14 protein-coding genes and 1 pseudogene are annotated in these 14,015 nt (G+C 69.9%); 7 read left to right on the top strand and 8 right to left on the bottom strand.

Annotated features, from left to right (window positions below):
- A pseudogene (locus tag RT309_RS09050) lies at positions 1–418 on the bottom strand (hypothetical protein); the annotation flags it as partial.
- Positions 415–1,029, bottom strand: coding sequence for an SAF domain-containing protein (locus tag RT309_RS09045; RefSeq protein WP_313356544.1), 615 nt, complete (start codon positions 1,027–1,029; stop codon positions 415–417). The gene RT309_RS09045 and the pseudogene RT309_RS09050, both read right to left, overlap by 4 nt.
- Before the next feature lie 97 nt (positions 1,030–1,126).
- Between RT309_RS09045 and RT309_RS09040 the strand changes: the two genes are divergently transcribed.
- Positions 1,127–1,405, top strand: a complete 279-nt coding sequence (locus RT309_RS09040) for a helix-turn-helix domain-containing protein (protein ID WP_313356543.1) — start codon at positions 1,127–1,129, stop codon at positions 1,403–1,405.
- A gap of 36 nt (positions 1,406–1,441) precedes the next feature.
- Here the strand turns inward: RT309_RS09040 and RT309_RS09035 are convergent, their stop codons facing one another.
- Positions 1,442–2,035 carry a hypothetical protein gene (locus RT309_RS09035; RefSeq protein ID WP_313356542.1) on the bottom strand — a complete coding sequence of 198 codons (594 nt, stop codon included), beginning with the start codon at positions 2,033–2,035 and terminating at the stop codon, positions 1,442–1,444.
- A gap of 148 nt (positions 2,036–2,183) precedes the next feature.
- On the opposite strand from RT309_RS09035, the gene RT309_RS09030 reads away from it, so the two are divergent.
- Positions 2,184–2,576: an Rv3235 family protein gene (locus tag RT309_RS09030; protein WP_313356541.1), complete on the top strand. Its 393-nt coding sequence runs from the start codon at positions 2,184–2,186 to the stop codon at positions 2,574–2,576.
- A 31-nt stretch (positions 2,577–2,607) separates the two neighbouring features.
- On the top strand, positions 2,608–4,086 hold the full coding sequence (locus RT309_RS09025; protein WP_313356540.1) for a histidine kinase N-terminal domain-containing protein: 1,479 nt from the start codon (positions 2,608–2,610) through the stop codon (positions 4,084–4,086).
- Between the two features lie 113 nt (positions 4,087–4,199).
- Here RT309_RS09025 and RT309_RS09020 read toward each other — a convergent pair whose 3' ends face one another.
- Positions 4,200–4,448: a WhiB family transcriptional regulator gene (locus RT309_RS09020; RefSeq protein ID WP_071641453.1), complete on the bottom strand. Its 249-nt coding sequence runs from the start codon at positions 4,446–4,448 to the stop codon at positions 4,200–4,202.
- A 202-nt stretch (positions 4,449–4,650) separates the two neighbouring features.
- Between RT309_RS09020 and RT309_RS09015 the strand changes: the two genes are divergently transcribed.
- Positions 4,651–5,067, top strand: a complete 417-nt coding sequence (locus tag RT309_RS09015) for a hypothetical protein (protein ID WP_313356539.1) — start codon at positions 4,651–4,653, stop codon at positions 5,065–5,067.
- 61 nt (positions 5,068–5,128) lie between these two features.
- On the opposite strand, the gene bcp is transcribed toward RT309_RS09015, so the two are convergent.
- The 3 genes from bcp to aroA are packed head-to-tail and all read right to left on the bottom strand — an operon-like array spanning position 5,129 to position 7,977.
- Complete coding sequence (bcp, locus tag RT309_RS09010) at positions 5,129–5,602, bottom strand: thioredoxin-dependent thiol peroxidase (RefSeq protein WP_313356538.1); 474 nt, start codon at positions 5,600–5,602, stop codon at positions 5,129–5,131.
- A gap of 9 nt (positions 5,603–5,611) precedes the next feature.
- A complete protein-coding gene (gene rsgA / locus RT309_RS09005) occupies positions 5,612–6,655 on the bottom strand; it encodes a ribosome small subunit-dependent GTPase A (protein WP_313356537.1) in 1,044 nt (347 codons plus the stop codon).
- Positions 6,652–7,977 (bottom strand): 3-phosphoshikimate 1-carboxyvinyltransferase, encoded by a 1,326-nt coding sequence (aroA, locus tag RT309_RS09000; protein WP_313356536.1) that lies wholly within the window; start codon positions 7,975–7,977, stop codon positions 6,652–6,654. The genes rsgA and aroA overlap by 4 nt, the downstream gene beginning before the upstream one ends.
- A gap of 123 nt (positions 7,978–8,100) precedes the next feature.
- Between aroA and RT309_RS08995 the strand changes: the two genes are divergently transcribed.
- Genes RT309_RS08995 through RT309_RS08985 form a run of 3 tightly spaced genes read left to right on the top strand, consistent with a single transcriptional unit; the run spans position 8,101 to position 10,286 of the window.
- On the top strand, positions 8,101–8,694 hold the full coding sequence (locus tag RT309_RS08995; protein WP_396654440.1) for a sigma-70 family RNA polymerase sigma factor: 594 nt from the start codon (positions 8,101–8,103) through the stop codon (positions 8,692–8,694).
- A complete protein-coding gene (locus RT309_RS08990) occupies positions 8,691–8,933 on the top strand; it encodes a zf-HC2 domain-containing protein (protein ID WP_313356534.1) in 243 nt (80 codons plus the stop codon). The genes RT309_RS08995 and RT309_RS08990 overlap by 4 nt, the downstream gene beginning before the upstream one ends.
- A gap of 54 nt (positions 8,934–8,987) precedes the next feature.
- A complete protein-coding gene (locus RT309_RS08985) occupies positions 8,988–10,286 on the top strand; it encodes a GNAT family N-acetyltransferase (protein WP_313356533.1) in 1,299 nt (432 codons plus the stop codon).
- A gap of 88 nt (positions 10,287–10,374) precedes the next feature.
- On the opposite strand, the gene RT309_RS08980 is transcribed toward RT309_RS08985, so the two are convergent.
- Positions 10,375–14,015, bottom strand: a 3,641-nt coding sequence (locus tag RT309_RS08980) for a multifunctional oxoglutarate decarboxylase/oxoglutarate dehydrogenase thiamine pyrophosphate-binding subunit/dihydrolipoyllysine-residue succinyltransferase subunit (protein ID WP_313356532.1), incomplete at its 5' end; no start/stop codon positions are given.

The following is a 14,015-nucleotide window of genomic DNA, read 5'->3' as shown; positions in this document are numbered from 1 at the left end:
GCTGGATGGCGAGCGTGGTGCGCCCTGGCGCGCCGTGCGGTCCCCACACCGCGAGCACGCGCGGCGTCCGACCGTTGTCGGACGATCCGCCGGTGGCGCACCCGCCGGTGATCGCGGCGAGAACCCGCGCCGCGGGTGTGTCGAACGGCAGCGGCGCCGGCAGGCCGAAGCGGGATGCGAGTCGCGAGTCTGTTGTTCCGACCGGCACCACCCGCACGGCGGCGCGATCGCAGGCGCCGATCAGGTCGGCCGTCAGCAGAGCGCGGATCGGCGGGATGAGCAGCGCATCGACACCCGCCAGGTGCAGCGCCGGCAGGTCATGGGGTCGCACGAGAGTGACCTGCGCTCCCTCGAGCTCGAGATCGCTCGCGAGCAGCGCCGCATCGGCGCCGTCGTCGACGATGATCAGGTTCATCACGACCCGGCCCCCGTCGGGACGATCGAGATGGCGTCCCCGCCGGTGATCGCCGCCAGCACATCCGCGACATCGGCCCGGTCGACGACTACCTCGACGTCGATCCGTCCTCCGGCCAGCATCCCGTCCTCCTCGGCGACACGCGCGATGACCGCATCCGCGACGAGTATCCGCGGCTCCTCGAACGCGCGCCCGTCGTCGATCGGGGGCGCGTGCCACAGCTCGACCACCGTCCCGGCCGACACGTCGGCAGGGACGGCCGTGCTGCGGATCACGACCGATGTCGTGCGCAGGGCGTCGGGATCGCCGACGGCGGCGAGCGGCACCAGCTCGCCGGCGGTGAGGGTGCGCACCGCGACGGCGCCCGGCTGCAGGCTCTGCGGGGCGAGATACGAGCCGCTGAGCGTGCCGAGCCCCACCTCGACGACCTGAAGCTCCGCCGAGCTGATCGCCTCGCCGGGAAGCACCGTCCTCGTCGCCTGCAGGACCGGAGCGGTCTGACGCGAGGTCGACACCAGAAGCCAGACGCCGGCGATCGATGCGAGCACGAGCGCCACGCCGATCAGGAATCGCAGATCGCCGAAGAACGGGCGGTGGGCGCGGGAGCGGATCATGCAGACATCGTCACAGAAGTCGGATGATCGCCGCCGAAGTTATCCACAGCGGCCGGTCGATGAGGGCTTTCATGCCACGGCGGGGGAGAATGAGTGCATGTCCGAAGCATCCCGAGAGGCTCCGCGCTTCCTCGCGCCCGCGCAGGTGGCAGAGCTTCTCAGCATCGAGGTCGATGAAGTCATCGACCTCGTGCACGCGGGTCGGCTGCGGGGCTCCCAGGTGGGTTCGCCGCCGCGGTGGCGGGTGGAGCACGCCAGTCTTGCGGAGTACCTCGACGCGCAGTCCGAGGAAGCACGACGGATGGCGCTGTGGCGGCAGTCGAACGAGGCCAGCTTCCCCGAGGTGTGGGGGACCGCGCCGCTGCGGCGAGACTGACCCCGCGCGCAGCAGCAGCAGCCGCCCTTCGCCCGCTCAGACGACGTCCGAGGCGTCCTCCACGCGCACCCAGCTGAGCGTGGTGAACGGGATGCTGCGGAATCCGTGCACCGAGCGCACGCGCCGCGGCTCGTGCGGATCGTGCAGTGCCAGATCGAGGTGATCCGCGCCCGCGCGGTCGATGGTGCCGTGCTGAGGGTCGCCCGAGCGTCTGCCGACCGTCACGGGAATGCGCCGCCGTGCAAGGTCGCGCAGGACGAACCCGAGCGTCATCCGTCCACGCAGCCCACCGTCCGGTGCGTCGGCGGACAGGCTGCCGAGCAGGGCGCCGTGATCGACCGCGAGCGACTCGATCGCCTCCAGCGGCGCGATCCGCATCCGAGAGTCGCCGCCCGCGCTCACCCCCACCCAATCGGCGCCGACGACGCGCAGCACGGCATCCCATCGCTCACCGCCGGCCAGTTCGAGCATCATCCTGCCTTCGATCGCGGCCATCGTCCGCAGCCGGTCGTGCAGCGTCAGCTTCGAGATCCGCAGCCGCTCGGATTCGGCATCCAGCGCCGCGCGCTCCGCCTCCCACTCGGCCGCGAGCTGACCCTCCAGGTCGTCGAAGAGATGCTCCCATTCCACGCTGTCGACAGTAGAGCAGAACCGTTCGGGACGATGCGGGTTCTCCACAGCCGGGCGCGACCACCCTCGGCCGTTCGGATGCGGTGTGTTATTTTCGTGGGGTTCGCTACGAAGATGAGCAGCACCACGAGCCGGGGGGTGTCGGGGAATGACGACGACGTTGAACGAGTACTTCGCTCCGCAGCCGACCTCGGCGGCCGAGCTTCCCGATCCGGTGCCGCTGCTGCGCAGCCTGACCCAGGGCGCGCTGGAGGTGCTCGCCGGTGTCCGCGAGGTCGATCAGCTCGCGCGATGGTTCAGCGAAGACGCGTTCCGCGCCCTGGTCACCCGGGCGAACCTGTCGGCGCGCGCTCGCAGCGCCCGCAACCAGGCTCCGACGCGCCCCAGCTTCCAGATCCTCTCGATCCGCGAGAGCGCACCGGTCGACAACGTGGTCGAAGCGGTCGTGGTGGTGGCGGGGCCCGGGCGCACACGTGCGGTCGCGATCCGGCTGGAGGGCTTCGACGGACGCTGGCGGGCCAGCTCCCTCGCCATCCTCTGAAGGGGGCGCGGCGCGCCAGTAGGCTGAATCCGTGTCAACACTCAGCGACCTCGTCCACGCCCAGGGTCTCCTCACCGATGCCGATGTCGAATGGCTGCACCGCCTGGCCGGTGACGGCCAGCTGCTGGCGGATCTCGCCTCGGCCGACATGGTGATCTGGATCGAGACCTCCGACGGCTCGTTCGTCGCGGTCACCCATTCGCGCCCGAGCGGCGCGGCCACCCTGTTCTACCGTGATCTCGTCGGTGAGAAGGTCCGCCCGCAGTGGCGCACACAGGTGCAGGCGGCGTTCGAGTCCAGTGCGATCGTCGACTCGTCCTCGCCGGACTGGTTCGAGGAGACCCCGACCCGGGTGCGTGCCGTGCCCATCCGTCGGCGGGAGGGGAAGGACGAGGGCCAGATCATCGGCGTCCTGACCCGGCACACCAACCTCGGCGAGGTGCGGATGCCGTCGCGTCAGCAGATCAGCTTCGACGAGTGCGCGAACGATCTGTTCCACATGATCGCGTCAGGCGAGTTCCCCGACCTGTCCGCTCCCACCGCGCCGCGTCGCGGCGCGCCGCGCGCGTCCGACGGACTGATCCGCCTCGACGTCGACGGCATCACCACTTTCGCGAGCCCGAACGCGCTGTCCGCCTTCAACCGGATGGGCTTCGACGACGAGCTCGAGGGGGAGGCGCTCGCCGAGGTCACCACACGGCTCGTCCCGCCGTCGCGTCAGGTCGACGAGTCGCTGCCGGTCGTCGTCACCGGACGTGCCCCCTGGCGCACCGACATGGAGGCGCGCGGCGTCACCGTGTCTCTGCGAGCCATTCCGCTCAAGGACCACGGCAATCGGATCGGTGCGATCGTGCTGTGTCGCGATGTGTCGGAGCTGCGCCATCAAGAGCAGGAGCTGATCACCAAGGACGCGACGATCCGCGAGATCCACCACCGGGTGAAGAACAACCTGCAGACCGTCGCCTCGCTGCTGCGCATCCAGGCGCGCCGCACGCACTCCGACGAGGCGCGGGAGGCGCTCACGCAGGCGATGCGGCGCGTCGAGTCGATCGCCGTCGTGCACGACACCCTCGCCAGCGGCCTGTCGCAGACGGTCGATTTCGATGAGGTGTTCGACCGGGTGCTGAAGCTCGTGGCTGAGGTCGCGTCCGCGCCCAACACCCGCGCGCGCACGCAGCTAGAAGGACGCTTCGGTGTGCTGCCGAGCGAATACGCGACCCCGCTCGCCCTGGCACTCACCGAGGTGGTGACCAATGCTGTCGAGCACGGCCTGGCAGGTCAGGAGGGAATCGTGCGCATCGAGGCGAGCCGCACCTCCGAGCTGCTGCGCGTGACCGTGGCCGACACCGGACACGGCCTGCCCGAGGGACGGGTGGGCCAGGGACTGGGCACGCAGATCGTGCGCACGCTCATCCAGGGCGAGCTCAGCGGCAGCATCGAGTGGAAGGGCGCCGAGGGTGAGGGCACCCAGGTGATCATCGAGATCCCGATGCGCTGGATCTCCGTCTGACCCTCGAGCCCCGCTGCCCCACGTCGCACAGAAGCGCCGGTCATCCGGGAGGATGACCGGCGCTTCGCGGATCGCGTGCTCGGGAGCCGAGCGGAGTGCGTCGAGCGGGTGGGTCAGCCGGCGCGGCGGGCGCGAGCGGCACGGCGCTTGAGCGCGCGGCGCTCGTCTTCGGAGAGACCGCCCCAGACGCCCGAGTCCTGACCGGATTCGAGGGCATACTGCAGGCAGATCTCTGTCACGGTGCAGGTGGCGCACACGGCCTTGGCCTTTTCGATCTGGTCGACCGCGGGCCCGGTGTTCCCGACGGGGAAGAACAGCTCGGGGTCGACGGTCAGGCAGGCTGCTTTATCGCGCCAGTCCATACGGGGGGCTCCTCAGAGATAGGTGTTTCGGTGTGGGGCGCCGTTCGTGCGGCGCGCAGATCGGGTAAGCGGATCGGGGTCGGCTACCCTGGTGATGCGGGCGATACCCGCCCCACTCCGATGTGGGAGCACATGGCTTGTTCCATTGTGTTACAGAAACAATCTGAAATCAAGGTTTTTCTACGCTCCTGAAAGGACCTTCGTGCGCACTTCCGGCCCGACCACCGCTGCCGCCATCGTGCTCGCCCTCGAAGGCGCCGCCCTGGGAATCGTCTGCGTCATCGAACTGCTGGCACTGGGCGCGGGCGACACATCCTCGAACATGGGTGGCATCGCGCTCATCGTGCTCACGCTGGTCGCCGCCGTGGCCCTCGGAGCCTTCTCGTGGGGCACCCTGCGGCGGGCATCATGGGCACGGTCCGGGGGAGTGCTGTTCCAGGTCCTCGGTGTCGCCCTCGGGCTGGCATCGCTCAGCCTCGAGCCGAAGGTGTGGCTTTTCACGATCGGAGTCGGCGGAACGGCGCTGATCGGACTGGTGCTGCTGATCAGCGCCACGCGCCGCGACGGCGCATCGGATCCGCGCCTGCGCCCCGGCGACGAGCCGCGCGACCGCGGCTAACGCCGCGTGACAGCGGCCAACGCCGCGCGACCGCGGCTGACGACTGAGCCGCGTCGGAGGCTCAGGCGTCGACGCCGAGGGCCTTGCGCAGTCGGGCGACGTGACCCGCCGCCTTCACGTTGTACTGCGCCGTGGTGATCGTGCCCTGCTCGTCGATGACGAAGGTCGAGCGGATGACGCCCTCGATGACCTTGCCGTAGTTCATCTTCTCGCCCCACACGCCGTAGGTCGTGTGCACCGCGTGGTCCGGGTCGCTGAGCAGCGTGAAGGTGAGCCCGTCGCGCTCGCGGAAGGCCTTCAGCTTCTCGGGCTCGTCGCGGGAGACGCCGACGACCGTGTACCCCGCGGCCTGCAGTGACGCGATGCTGTCGCGGAAGTCGCACGCCTGGTTCGTGCAACCTGGAGTCATGGCCGCCGGATAGAAGTACAGGATGACCTTCTGGCCGCGCAGATCGGCCAGCGAGACGGCCGTGCCGTCCTGATCGAGCAGGGTGAAGTCGGGGGCGGGCGTACCGGGTTCCAGGCGTGTCGTCACCCGACCAGCCTATCCGCCGAAGGTGGTCAGCAGCCGCTGCAGCGACTCGAGCCGGGCCTTCCCGGTCTCGCTCAGCTCGCCGTCGGCTGCCGCCTCATTCAGGGCGCAGTCCTCGGCGTCGGCGAGATGCGTGCATCCGCGCGGGCAGGCCTGGGCGATCTCCGCGAGCTCGGTGTACGCGGTGAGGATGTTGGCGGGATCGACGTGCCCGAGCCCGAACGAGCGGACTCCGGGGGTGTCGATGACCCATCCGCTGCCGGCCGCGCCGACGTAGCGCAGCGACACGGTCGACGACGAGGTGTGCCGGCCGCGGCCGGTCACCTCGTTGACATGGCCCGTCGCGCGGTGCGCCTTGGGGACCAGCGCGTTCACCAGCGTCGACTTTCCCACGCCGGAGTGCCCGACGAACACGGTGGAGTGGCCCACGAGGGCCGCGCCGATCTCGTCGAGGGGCATGTGCCCGCGAGCGCTCGTGAACACCGTCAGATCCAGACCGTCGAAGTGGGAGAGGAAATCGGCGGGGTCGGCGAGATCGGTCTTCGTCACGACGAGCAGCGGGCGGATGCCGGCATCGAGCGCTGCCACGAGGTAGCGATCCACCAGGCGGGCGCGGGGCTCGGGATCCGCCGCCGCCACGACCACCAGCATCTGGTCGGCGTTCGCGACGATGACCCGCTCGACCTGATCCGTGTCGTCGGCGCTGCGGCGCAGCAGCGAGGTGCGCTCGACGATGCCGACGATGCGGCCGAGGGTTCCCTCGTCGCCGGAGCGGTCTCCCACGACCCGCGCGCGATCACCGGTCACGATCGGCGTGCGTCGCAGCTCTCTGGCTCTGGCCGCGGTGATCGTGCGCTCCTCTTCCGTGTCTTCACCGAGCAGCACGCTGTAGCGGCCGCGATCGACCCCGAGGATGCGCCCGATCTCGGCGTCGTCGTGGGCGGGGCGGCGCTTCGTGCGCGGACGGTTCGCCTTCGGATTGGGGCGGGTGCGGATGCGGCTCTCGTCGAAGTCCTCGACATCATCGAGGTCGTCGTCGTCGCCGAGCCAGCTCACGCGATGGCGCCCGTCAGCATGCGCTCCCACAGCTGGGTGAACTCCGGCAGGGTCTTGGCCGTCGTGCCGATGTCGTCGATCTCGACCCCCGGAACGCGCAGTCCGATGAGGGCGCCGGTGGTCGCCATCCGGTGATCGTGATGCGCCGGCCAGACGCCGCCGTGCAGCGGGCGCGGGGTGATGCGAAGGCCGTCGGGCAGCTCTTCGGCGTCGCCGCCGAGCGCGCGCAGGTTGTTCACCAGCGCCGCGATGCGGTCGGTCTCATGGGTGCGGATGTGCCCGACCCCGCGGATGACGGTCGGACCGTCGGCGAAGGCGGCGAGACCCACGATGGTCGGGGTCAGCTCGCTCGCCGCCGACAGGTCGATGTCGAGACCGCGGATGCTGTCGCCCGCGCGCACCGTGAGCGCACCGCCGTGCCGACTGGTGTGTGCGCCCAGCGCGTGCAGGATGTCGGGCAGCAGTGCCCCCGGCTGGGTCGAGTGCAGCGGCCAGCCGGCGATCGTGACCTCTCCGCCGGTCACCAGCGCCGCGGCCAGGAACGGGGCCGCGTTGGACAGGTCGGGTTCGATCGCCACGTCCTTCGCCCGTGGGACGCCCGCCTCGACGAGCCACTCGCCTGCGGCGGGACGCTCGATGCGGATGCCTCGTCGGCTGAGCGACTCGATGGTCATGTCGATGTGCGGCAGGCTGGGCAGCCGCACGCCGGTGTGCACGAGATGCAGTCCGACGTCGAACCGCGGGGCGGCGAGAAGCAGCCCCGAGACGAACTGGCTGGAACCCGAGGCGTCGATCTCGACGCGGCCCCCGCGGATGCGTCCGTGCCCGCGGACGGTGAACGGCAGCGACCAGGTGCCCTCGTCGTCGACGTCGACGCCCAGGTCGCGCAGCCCGGTGATCAGCGCACCCATCGGGCGGTGCAGGGCGCTCTCGTGGGCGGTCAGGTGGATCTCGTCGTCGGCGAGGCCCGCGAGCGGGGCGATGAAGCGCATCACCGTGCCGGCCTGGCCGCAGTCGACGGTCACCCCGCCACGCAGACGGGCTGGGGTGATGAGCAGATCGGGGCCGAACTCGCCGTCGGACGGCTCCTCCTCGATGCCCACCCCCAGCTGACGCAGCGCGTCGACCATGCGACGGGAGTCGTCCGAGTGCAGGGGCCGGATCAACCGGCCCGGACCGTCCGCGATCGCGGCGATCACCAGCTCGCGGTTGGTGAGCGATTTCGAGCCGGGGACCGTGACGGACGCGTGCACGGCGTGCTCGGCGACCGGTGCGACGTACCGGCCGCGCGCGGGTGCAAGGGAATACCGTTCAGTGCTCATCGGTTCTAAGCCTAGTGAAGCCTGCGACAGACGGAGCGGAGAAGACACATGACGGCGAACACCCTGCTCGACCGCTCCGACGTCCACGATGACGATGCCCTCTCCCGCCTAGACTGGCCGGTGATGGACGAGACAGCTTCCCGCGATCCTCGACGCGACTTCGAGGAGCAGGCGATCCCCTTCATGGATCAGCTCTACGCCGCGGCCATGCGCATGACGCGCAACCCGGCTGATGCCGCCGATCTCGTGCAGGAGACGTTCGTGAAGGCGTACGCCGCGTGGTCGAGCTTCACGCAGGGAACGAACCTGAAGGCGTGGCTGTACCGCATCCTCACGAACACGTACATCAACATCTACCGCAAGCGCCAGCGTGAGCCGTTCCAGGGCACGATCGACGAGCTCGAGGACTGGCAGCTCGGCGGCGCCGAATCGACGACCGCCTCGCACGGTCGCTCCGCCGAGGCGGAGGCGATCGACCGGATGCCGGCATCCGTCGTGAAGGATGCCCTGCAGGAGGTGCCCGAGGACTTCCGCCTCGCGGTCTACCTCGCCGACGTCGAAGGATTCTCGTACCAGGAGATCGCCGACATCATGAAGACCCCCATCGGCACCGTGATGAGCCGCCTGCATCGTGGCAGGCGCATGCTCCGCGAGCTGCTGGCCGACTACGCCGCTGAACGGGGAATCCGCGCGGCCGAACCGAGGAGCAGGAAATGAGCGACTGCGGCTGCGAGAAGGCGCGCCGGGACCTGGAGGAGTACCTCCGCAACGAGGTGTGCCGCACCGGGCACACCGAGATCCGCGAGCATCTCGAGAACTGCGAAGCATGCAAGGACGAGGCCCTGGTCGCGAAGACCCTCACCGAGGTCGTGGCACGCGCCTGCAAGGAGACCGCCCCCGAAGAGCTGCGGGACCAGGTGCTCGCCCGGCTGCGAGCAGCTCAGGCGACCCACTGACGGCGCACTGACGACGGGGAGACCGGTCGCGCGGCCTCCCCGTAGGCTGAGTGGATGACCGAACCGGAAGAGACCCTCATCTCCGTCGACCCGGACTCGCAGCGCCGCCTGCGCGAGAAAGGCCTGGACTACCGCATCGCCGACATGGCGGTCGACGCCGACGCGGAGGGGTTCCTCCGCGCGGACTCGCGCGGCTTCCTCGATGAGGATCCCACCGACGCCGAGCTGGCCCAGATGCGTGAGACCATGCGCGCACGACGCAACATCGGCGTCTACGATCCCGCGGCCGGCAGCTGGCCGATCGCGACGGTCAACAGCTGGGTGACTCCGCTGAGCCTGCCCGGCGGCGAGGTCGACATGTGGGCGATCAGCTCGGTCACCGTCGCCGGGACCCACCGTCGGCGCGGCATCGCGCGCAATCTGCTCGAGGGCGAGCTGCGGGCAGCCGCAGGCGCAGGAGTCGCGGTGGCCGGCCTCACGGCATCAGAGGCGACGATCTACGGCCGGTACGGCTTCGGATCCGCGGTGCCGGTGATGCGATTCACCGTCGACACGGCGCGCGCCGGCTGGCGCGGCAGCGACGCGCCGTCGACGGGGCGCCTCGTGTACGCCGACAAGCAGACCCTCGCCACCGATCTCGAACAGCTTCACGAGGCATCCCGGGCACGGCGTTCCGGGCAGGTCGCCGGATGGCGCGGCCGGTGGCAGCGCATGGCGGGCCTGGCCGAGGGCGACAAGGAGGCCGCGGCCGTCCGCGGCGTGCGGTTCACCGACGCGGACGGCGCCGTGCAGGGTGCCATGGCGTACACGCTCGCCGAGCTTCCGGGGGTGTTCCGCTCGGAGCTGCGCATCCGCTCGATCATCACGACCTCCGACGAGGCGCTGCGCGAGATCTGGCGGTTCGTCGTGCAGCACGACCTGGTCACCAGGGCGCGCGTCGACTTGCGGCCCGTCGACGACCCGCTGCCCTGGCTGGTCTCAGACCAGCGTGCGGTCACGGCCGAGGTGCACGACCACGGCTGGCTGCGGGTGCTCGACGTCGACGCGGCCCTCACCGCGCGCACCTACAGCGCACCGCTCGACATCGTGCTCCGCGTCGACGACCCGCTCGGGTTCGCCGCCGGCGACTGGCGGGTCACCGTCGACGAGCGCGGCCGCTGCCGGATCACAGCGACCTCCGACTCCCCGGAGGTGACGCTCGGTGTCGTCGAGCTGTCGGCGATCTATGCCGGGGGAGTTCCGGCCGCGCAGCTCGCCGCCGCCGGGCGCATCCACGGTGATGCCGACGCGGTGAGCGCGCTCTCCCGCGCCTTCCTGACCACCCCGTCGCCCGTCCTCGGCATCTGGTACTGACTCGGCATCCGGTACCGACCGGCGACCGCTCACGCGAAAGGCCGCCGCCCTCCGAGGAGGGCGGCGGCCTTTCGCATCCGCTCGAGCGTCAGTCGAGCGCCAGCGCGGTCTTCAGCAGAGCGACCTGCTCGGCCGCGTGCACCTTCGACGAGCCGGTCGCCGGCGACGCCGCAGCCGGACGCGTCACCGCGTGGAACTGCCGGGGGCCGGGCACCGCGGCGAACTCCAGCGCGAGGAGCGGCCACGCGCCCTGGTTCTCGGGCTCGTCCTGCACCCACACCAGCTCGGCGTTCGGGTACGAGTCGGTGATCGCCTTCAGCTCGTCGATCGGCGTGGGGTACAGCTGCTCCACACGCACCAGCGCGATCTCGGGGTTCGGGTTCTTCTCGAGCTCGCTGCGCAGATCCCAGTGGATCTTTCCGGAATGCACGAGCACACGCTTCACGGCGCCGCGGTCGAGATCGCGGTCGTCGTCGATGACCGGCTCGAACCGACCCTGGGTGAATTCCTCGACCGGGCTGGTCGCGCCGCGCAGACGCAGCATCGCCTTCGGGGTGAAGACGATCAGCGGCTTGCGCGGGCGGGCGTAGGCCTGACGCCGCAGCAGGTGGAAGTACGACGCGGGCGTCGACGGACGCGCGACGAGCATGTTGTCCTGCGCGCACAGCTGCAGGAAGCGCTCGATGCGTGCCGAGGAGTGATCGGGCCCCTGGCCCTCGTAGCCGTGCGGCAGCAGCAGCACCACACCGGAGTGCTGGCCCCACTTCTGCTCGGCGGAGGACACGTACTCGTCGATGACGGCCTGGGCGGTGTTGGCGAAGTCGCCGAACTGCGCCTCCCACAGCACCAGCGCCTCGGTGTTCTCGACCGAGTAGCCGTACTCGAAGCCGAGGGCCGCGTACTCGCTGAGCAGCGAGTCGTACACGAAGAAGCGGCCCTGGTTCTCGGAGAGGTTCGCCAGCGGCAGCCACTCCTGGCCGTTCGCGCGGTCGTGCAGCACCGCGTGACGCTGCACGAACGTGCCGCGGCGCGAGTCCTGGCCGGCCAGGCGCACGGGGGTGCCCTCGACCAGCAGCGAGCCGAAGGCGAGCAGCTCGCCGAAGCCCCAGTCGATGCCGCCTTCGCGGCTCATCTTCACGCGCTTGTCGAGCTGCTGCTGCAGCTTCGAGTGCACCGTGAAGCCGTCGGGCTTGTTCGCGTGGGCGTCTCCGATGAGGTGGACCACCTCGAGCGGCACACCCGTGACCTCCGGGGCGCCGATCTGGTCGTCGACCTGGCTGAGCTCCGGCGCGATCGGAGTCGCACCGGTCTCGGCCGCGTGCGTCTCGGCGAAAGCGATCTCCAGACGGTTCTGGAAGTCGGCCTTGGCCTGCTCGTACTCCTCTTCGGTGATGTCGCCGCGGCCGACCAGGCCATCGGTGTACAGCTTGCGCACCGAGCGCTTCGCCTCGATCAGCTCGGTCATCAGCGGCTGGGTCATCGAGGGGTCATCGCCCTCGTTGTGACCGCGGCGTCGGTAGCAGACCAGATCGATGACGACATCGCGGTGGAAGCGCTCGCGGTACTCGAACGCCAGCCGCGCGACGTGGATGACCGACTCGGGGTCGTCGCCGTTCACATGGAACACCGGTGCCTGGACGGTCTTCGCCACGTCGGTGGCGTACACCGACGTGCGCGAGTCCGTCGGCAGCGTCGTGAAGCCCACCTGGTTGTTGACGACGACGTGCACGGTGCCGCCGGTGCGGTATCCGCGCAGCTGCGACATCTGCAGCGTCTCGACCACCACGCCCTGGCCGGCGAAGGCCGCGTCGCCGTGCACGAGGATCGGCAGCCAGGCGAAGGTGCCGATCGGCTTGCGGTCCTGCTTGGCACGGACGATGCCCTCGAGCACGCCGTCGACGGTCTCGAGGTGCGAGGGGTTGGCGGCGAGGTAGACGGGCAGCTCAGCGCCGTCCTCGGCGACGAACGTCCCCTCGGTCCCGAGGTGGTACTTGACATCGCCCGAGCCGCGCTGGTTGCCGGGGGTCAGCGACCCTTCGAACTCGCGGAACACCTGACCGTAGGTCTTGCCGGCGATGTTGGTCAGCACGTTGAGGCGGCCGCGGTGCGCCATGCCGATCGCCGCGCCGTCCAGGCCGGCGTTCGCCGCGCCCTGCAGCACCTCGTCGAGCAGCGGGATGAGGGACTCGCCGCCCTCGAGCGAGAAGCGCTTCTGCCCGACGAACTTCGTCTGCAGGAACGTCTCGAACGCCTCGGCCTCGTTGAGCTTGCGCAGCACGCGCAGCTGCTCGTCGTGGTTGGGCTTGACGTACTTGACCTCGAGCTTCTCCTGGAACCACCGGCGCTGCTCGGGGTCCTGGATGTGCATGTACTCGATGCCGAGGGTGCGGCAGTACGAGTCGCGCAGCACGCCGAGGATGTCGCGCAGCTTCATCACGCGCCGTCCGCCGAAGCCGCCGGTCACGAACTCGCGGTCGAGGTCCCAGAAGGTGAGCCCGTGGCTCTCGATCTCGAGGTCGGGGTGCGAGCGCTGCACGTACTCGAGCGGGTCGATGTCCGCCATCAGGTGCCCGCGCACCCGGTACGAGTTGATGAGCTCCTGCACGCGTGACTGCTTGTCGACGCGCTCGGCCAGGTCCACTGCGATGTCGGCGTTCCAGCGGATCGGCTGGTAGGGGATGCGCAGTGAGGCGAAGATGTCCTCGTAGAAGCTGCGCTCGCCGATCAGCAGCTCGTGCACCTTCTTGAGGAACTCGCCCGATCCGGCGCCCTGGATCACGCGGTGATCGTAGGTGCTGGTGAGGGTGATGGTCTTGCCGATGCCCAGCTCGGTGAGCGTGCGCGGGCTCGAGCCCTGGAACTCGGCCGGGTAGTCGAGGGCGCCGGCGCCGATGATGCAGCCCTGGCCCTTCATCAGACGGGGCACGGAGTGCACGGTCCCGATGCCACCGGGGTTGGTCAGCGAGACCGTGGTGCCGGCGAAGTCGGCCGCGGTGAGCTTGTTCGCGCGCGCCCGGGCGATGATGTCCTCGTAGGCCGAGAGGTACTCGCCGAAGGTCATGGTGTCAGCGCGCTTGATGCTCGGCACGAGCAGGGCGCGCGAGCCGTCGGGCTTGGGGACGTCGACGGCGATGCCCAGGTTGACATGCGCCGGCGCGACGACCGACGGCTTGCCGTCGACCTCGGCGTAGAACACGTTCTGGCTCGGGAAGTCCTTGAGCGTGCGGATCAGCGCCCAGCCGATGAGGTGGGTGAAGCTGACCTTGCCGCCGCGGGTGCGTGCCATGTGGTTGTTGATGACGATGCGGTTGTCGATCATCAGCTTCGCGGGGATCGTGCGCACGCTCGTCGCGGTCGGCACCGTCAGCGACTGATCCATGTTCGCTGCGAGGGTCTTCGGCATGCCGCGCAGCGGCGTGACGCGCTCCTCCTCGGCGGGCGCTTCGTCCTTCGCCTCGCGCTTGGGTGCCTGCGCGGGAATCGGCGCCTGCTTGGCGGGCTTGGCCGTCGTGCGGGCCACCGGCTGCGCGCCGATCACGGGAATGGGGGCGGTGACAGGGTGCGCGGGTTCCGCCGACGTCGCCGGCGCACCGCCGGCGGGCTGATCCGCGGCATCCGGCGTGTACTGCTCGAGGATCGGCCACCACTCCTTGTCGACCGAGTTGCGGTCCTTCTGGAACTGCTCGTAGAGCTCATCCACGAGCCAGGAGTTGGCTCCGAACCCCCCGT

Origin of the sequence: Microbacterium sp. (assembly GCF_032084865.1) — a bacterium.
GTDB lineage: Bacteria > Actinomycetota > Actinomycetes > Actinomycetales > Microbacteriaceae > Microbacterium.
This window is presented reverse-complemented; position numbering and strand designations above follow the sequence as displayed.

What these genes read in the sequence shown, in the direction of transcription:
- RT309_RS09045 (WP_313356544.1), bottom strand. Translation starts at nt 1,029, where the DNA reads ATGATCCGCTCCCGCGCCCACCGCCCGTTCTTCGGCGATCTGCGATTC.
- RT309_RS09040 (WP_313356543.1), top strand. Translation starts at nt 1,127, where the DNA reads ATGTCCGAAGCATCCCGAGAGGCTCCGCGCTTCCTCGCGCCCGCGCAG.
- RT309_RS09030 (WP_313356541.1), top strand. Translation starts at nt 2,184, where the DNA reads ATGACGACGACGTTGAACGAGTACTTCGCTCCGCAGCCGACCTCGGCG.
- RT309_RS09020 (WP_071641453.1), bottom strand. Translation starts at nt 4,448, where the DNA reads ATGGACTGGCGCGATAAAGCAGCCTGCCTGACCGTCGACCCCGAGCTG.
- aroA (WP_313356536.1), bottom strand. Translation starts at nt 7,977, where the DNA reads ATGAGCACTGAACGGTATTCCCTTGCACCCGCGCGCGGCCGGTACGTC.
- RT309_RS08995 (WP_396654440.1), top strand. Translation starts at nt 8,101, where the DNA reads ATGGACGAGACAGCTTCCCGCGATCCTCGACGCGACTTCGAGGAGCAG.
- RT309_RS08990 (WP_313356534.1), top strand. Translation starts at nt 8,691, where the DNA reads ATGAGCGACTGCGGCTGCGAGAAGGCGCGCCGGGACCTGGAGGAGTAC.
- RT309_RS08985 (WP_313356533.1), top strand. Translation starts at nt 8,988, where the DNA reads ATGACCGAACCGGAAGAGACCCTCATCTCCGTCGACCCGGACTCGCAG.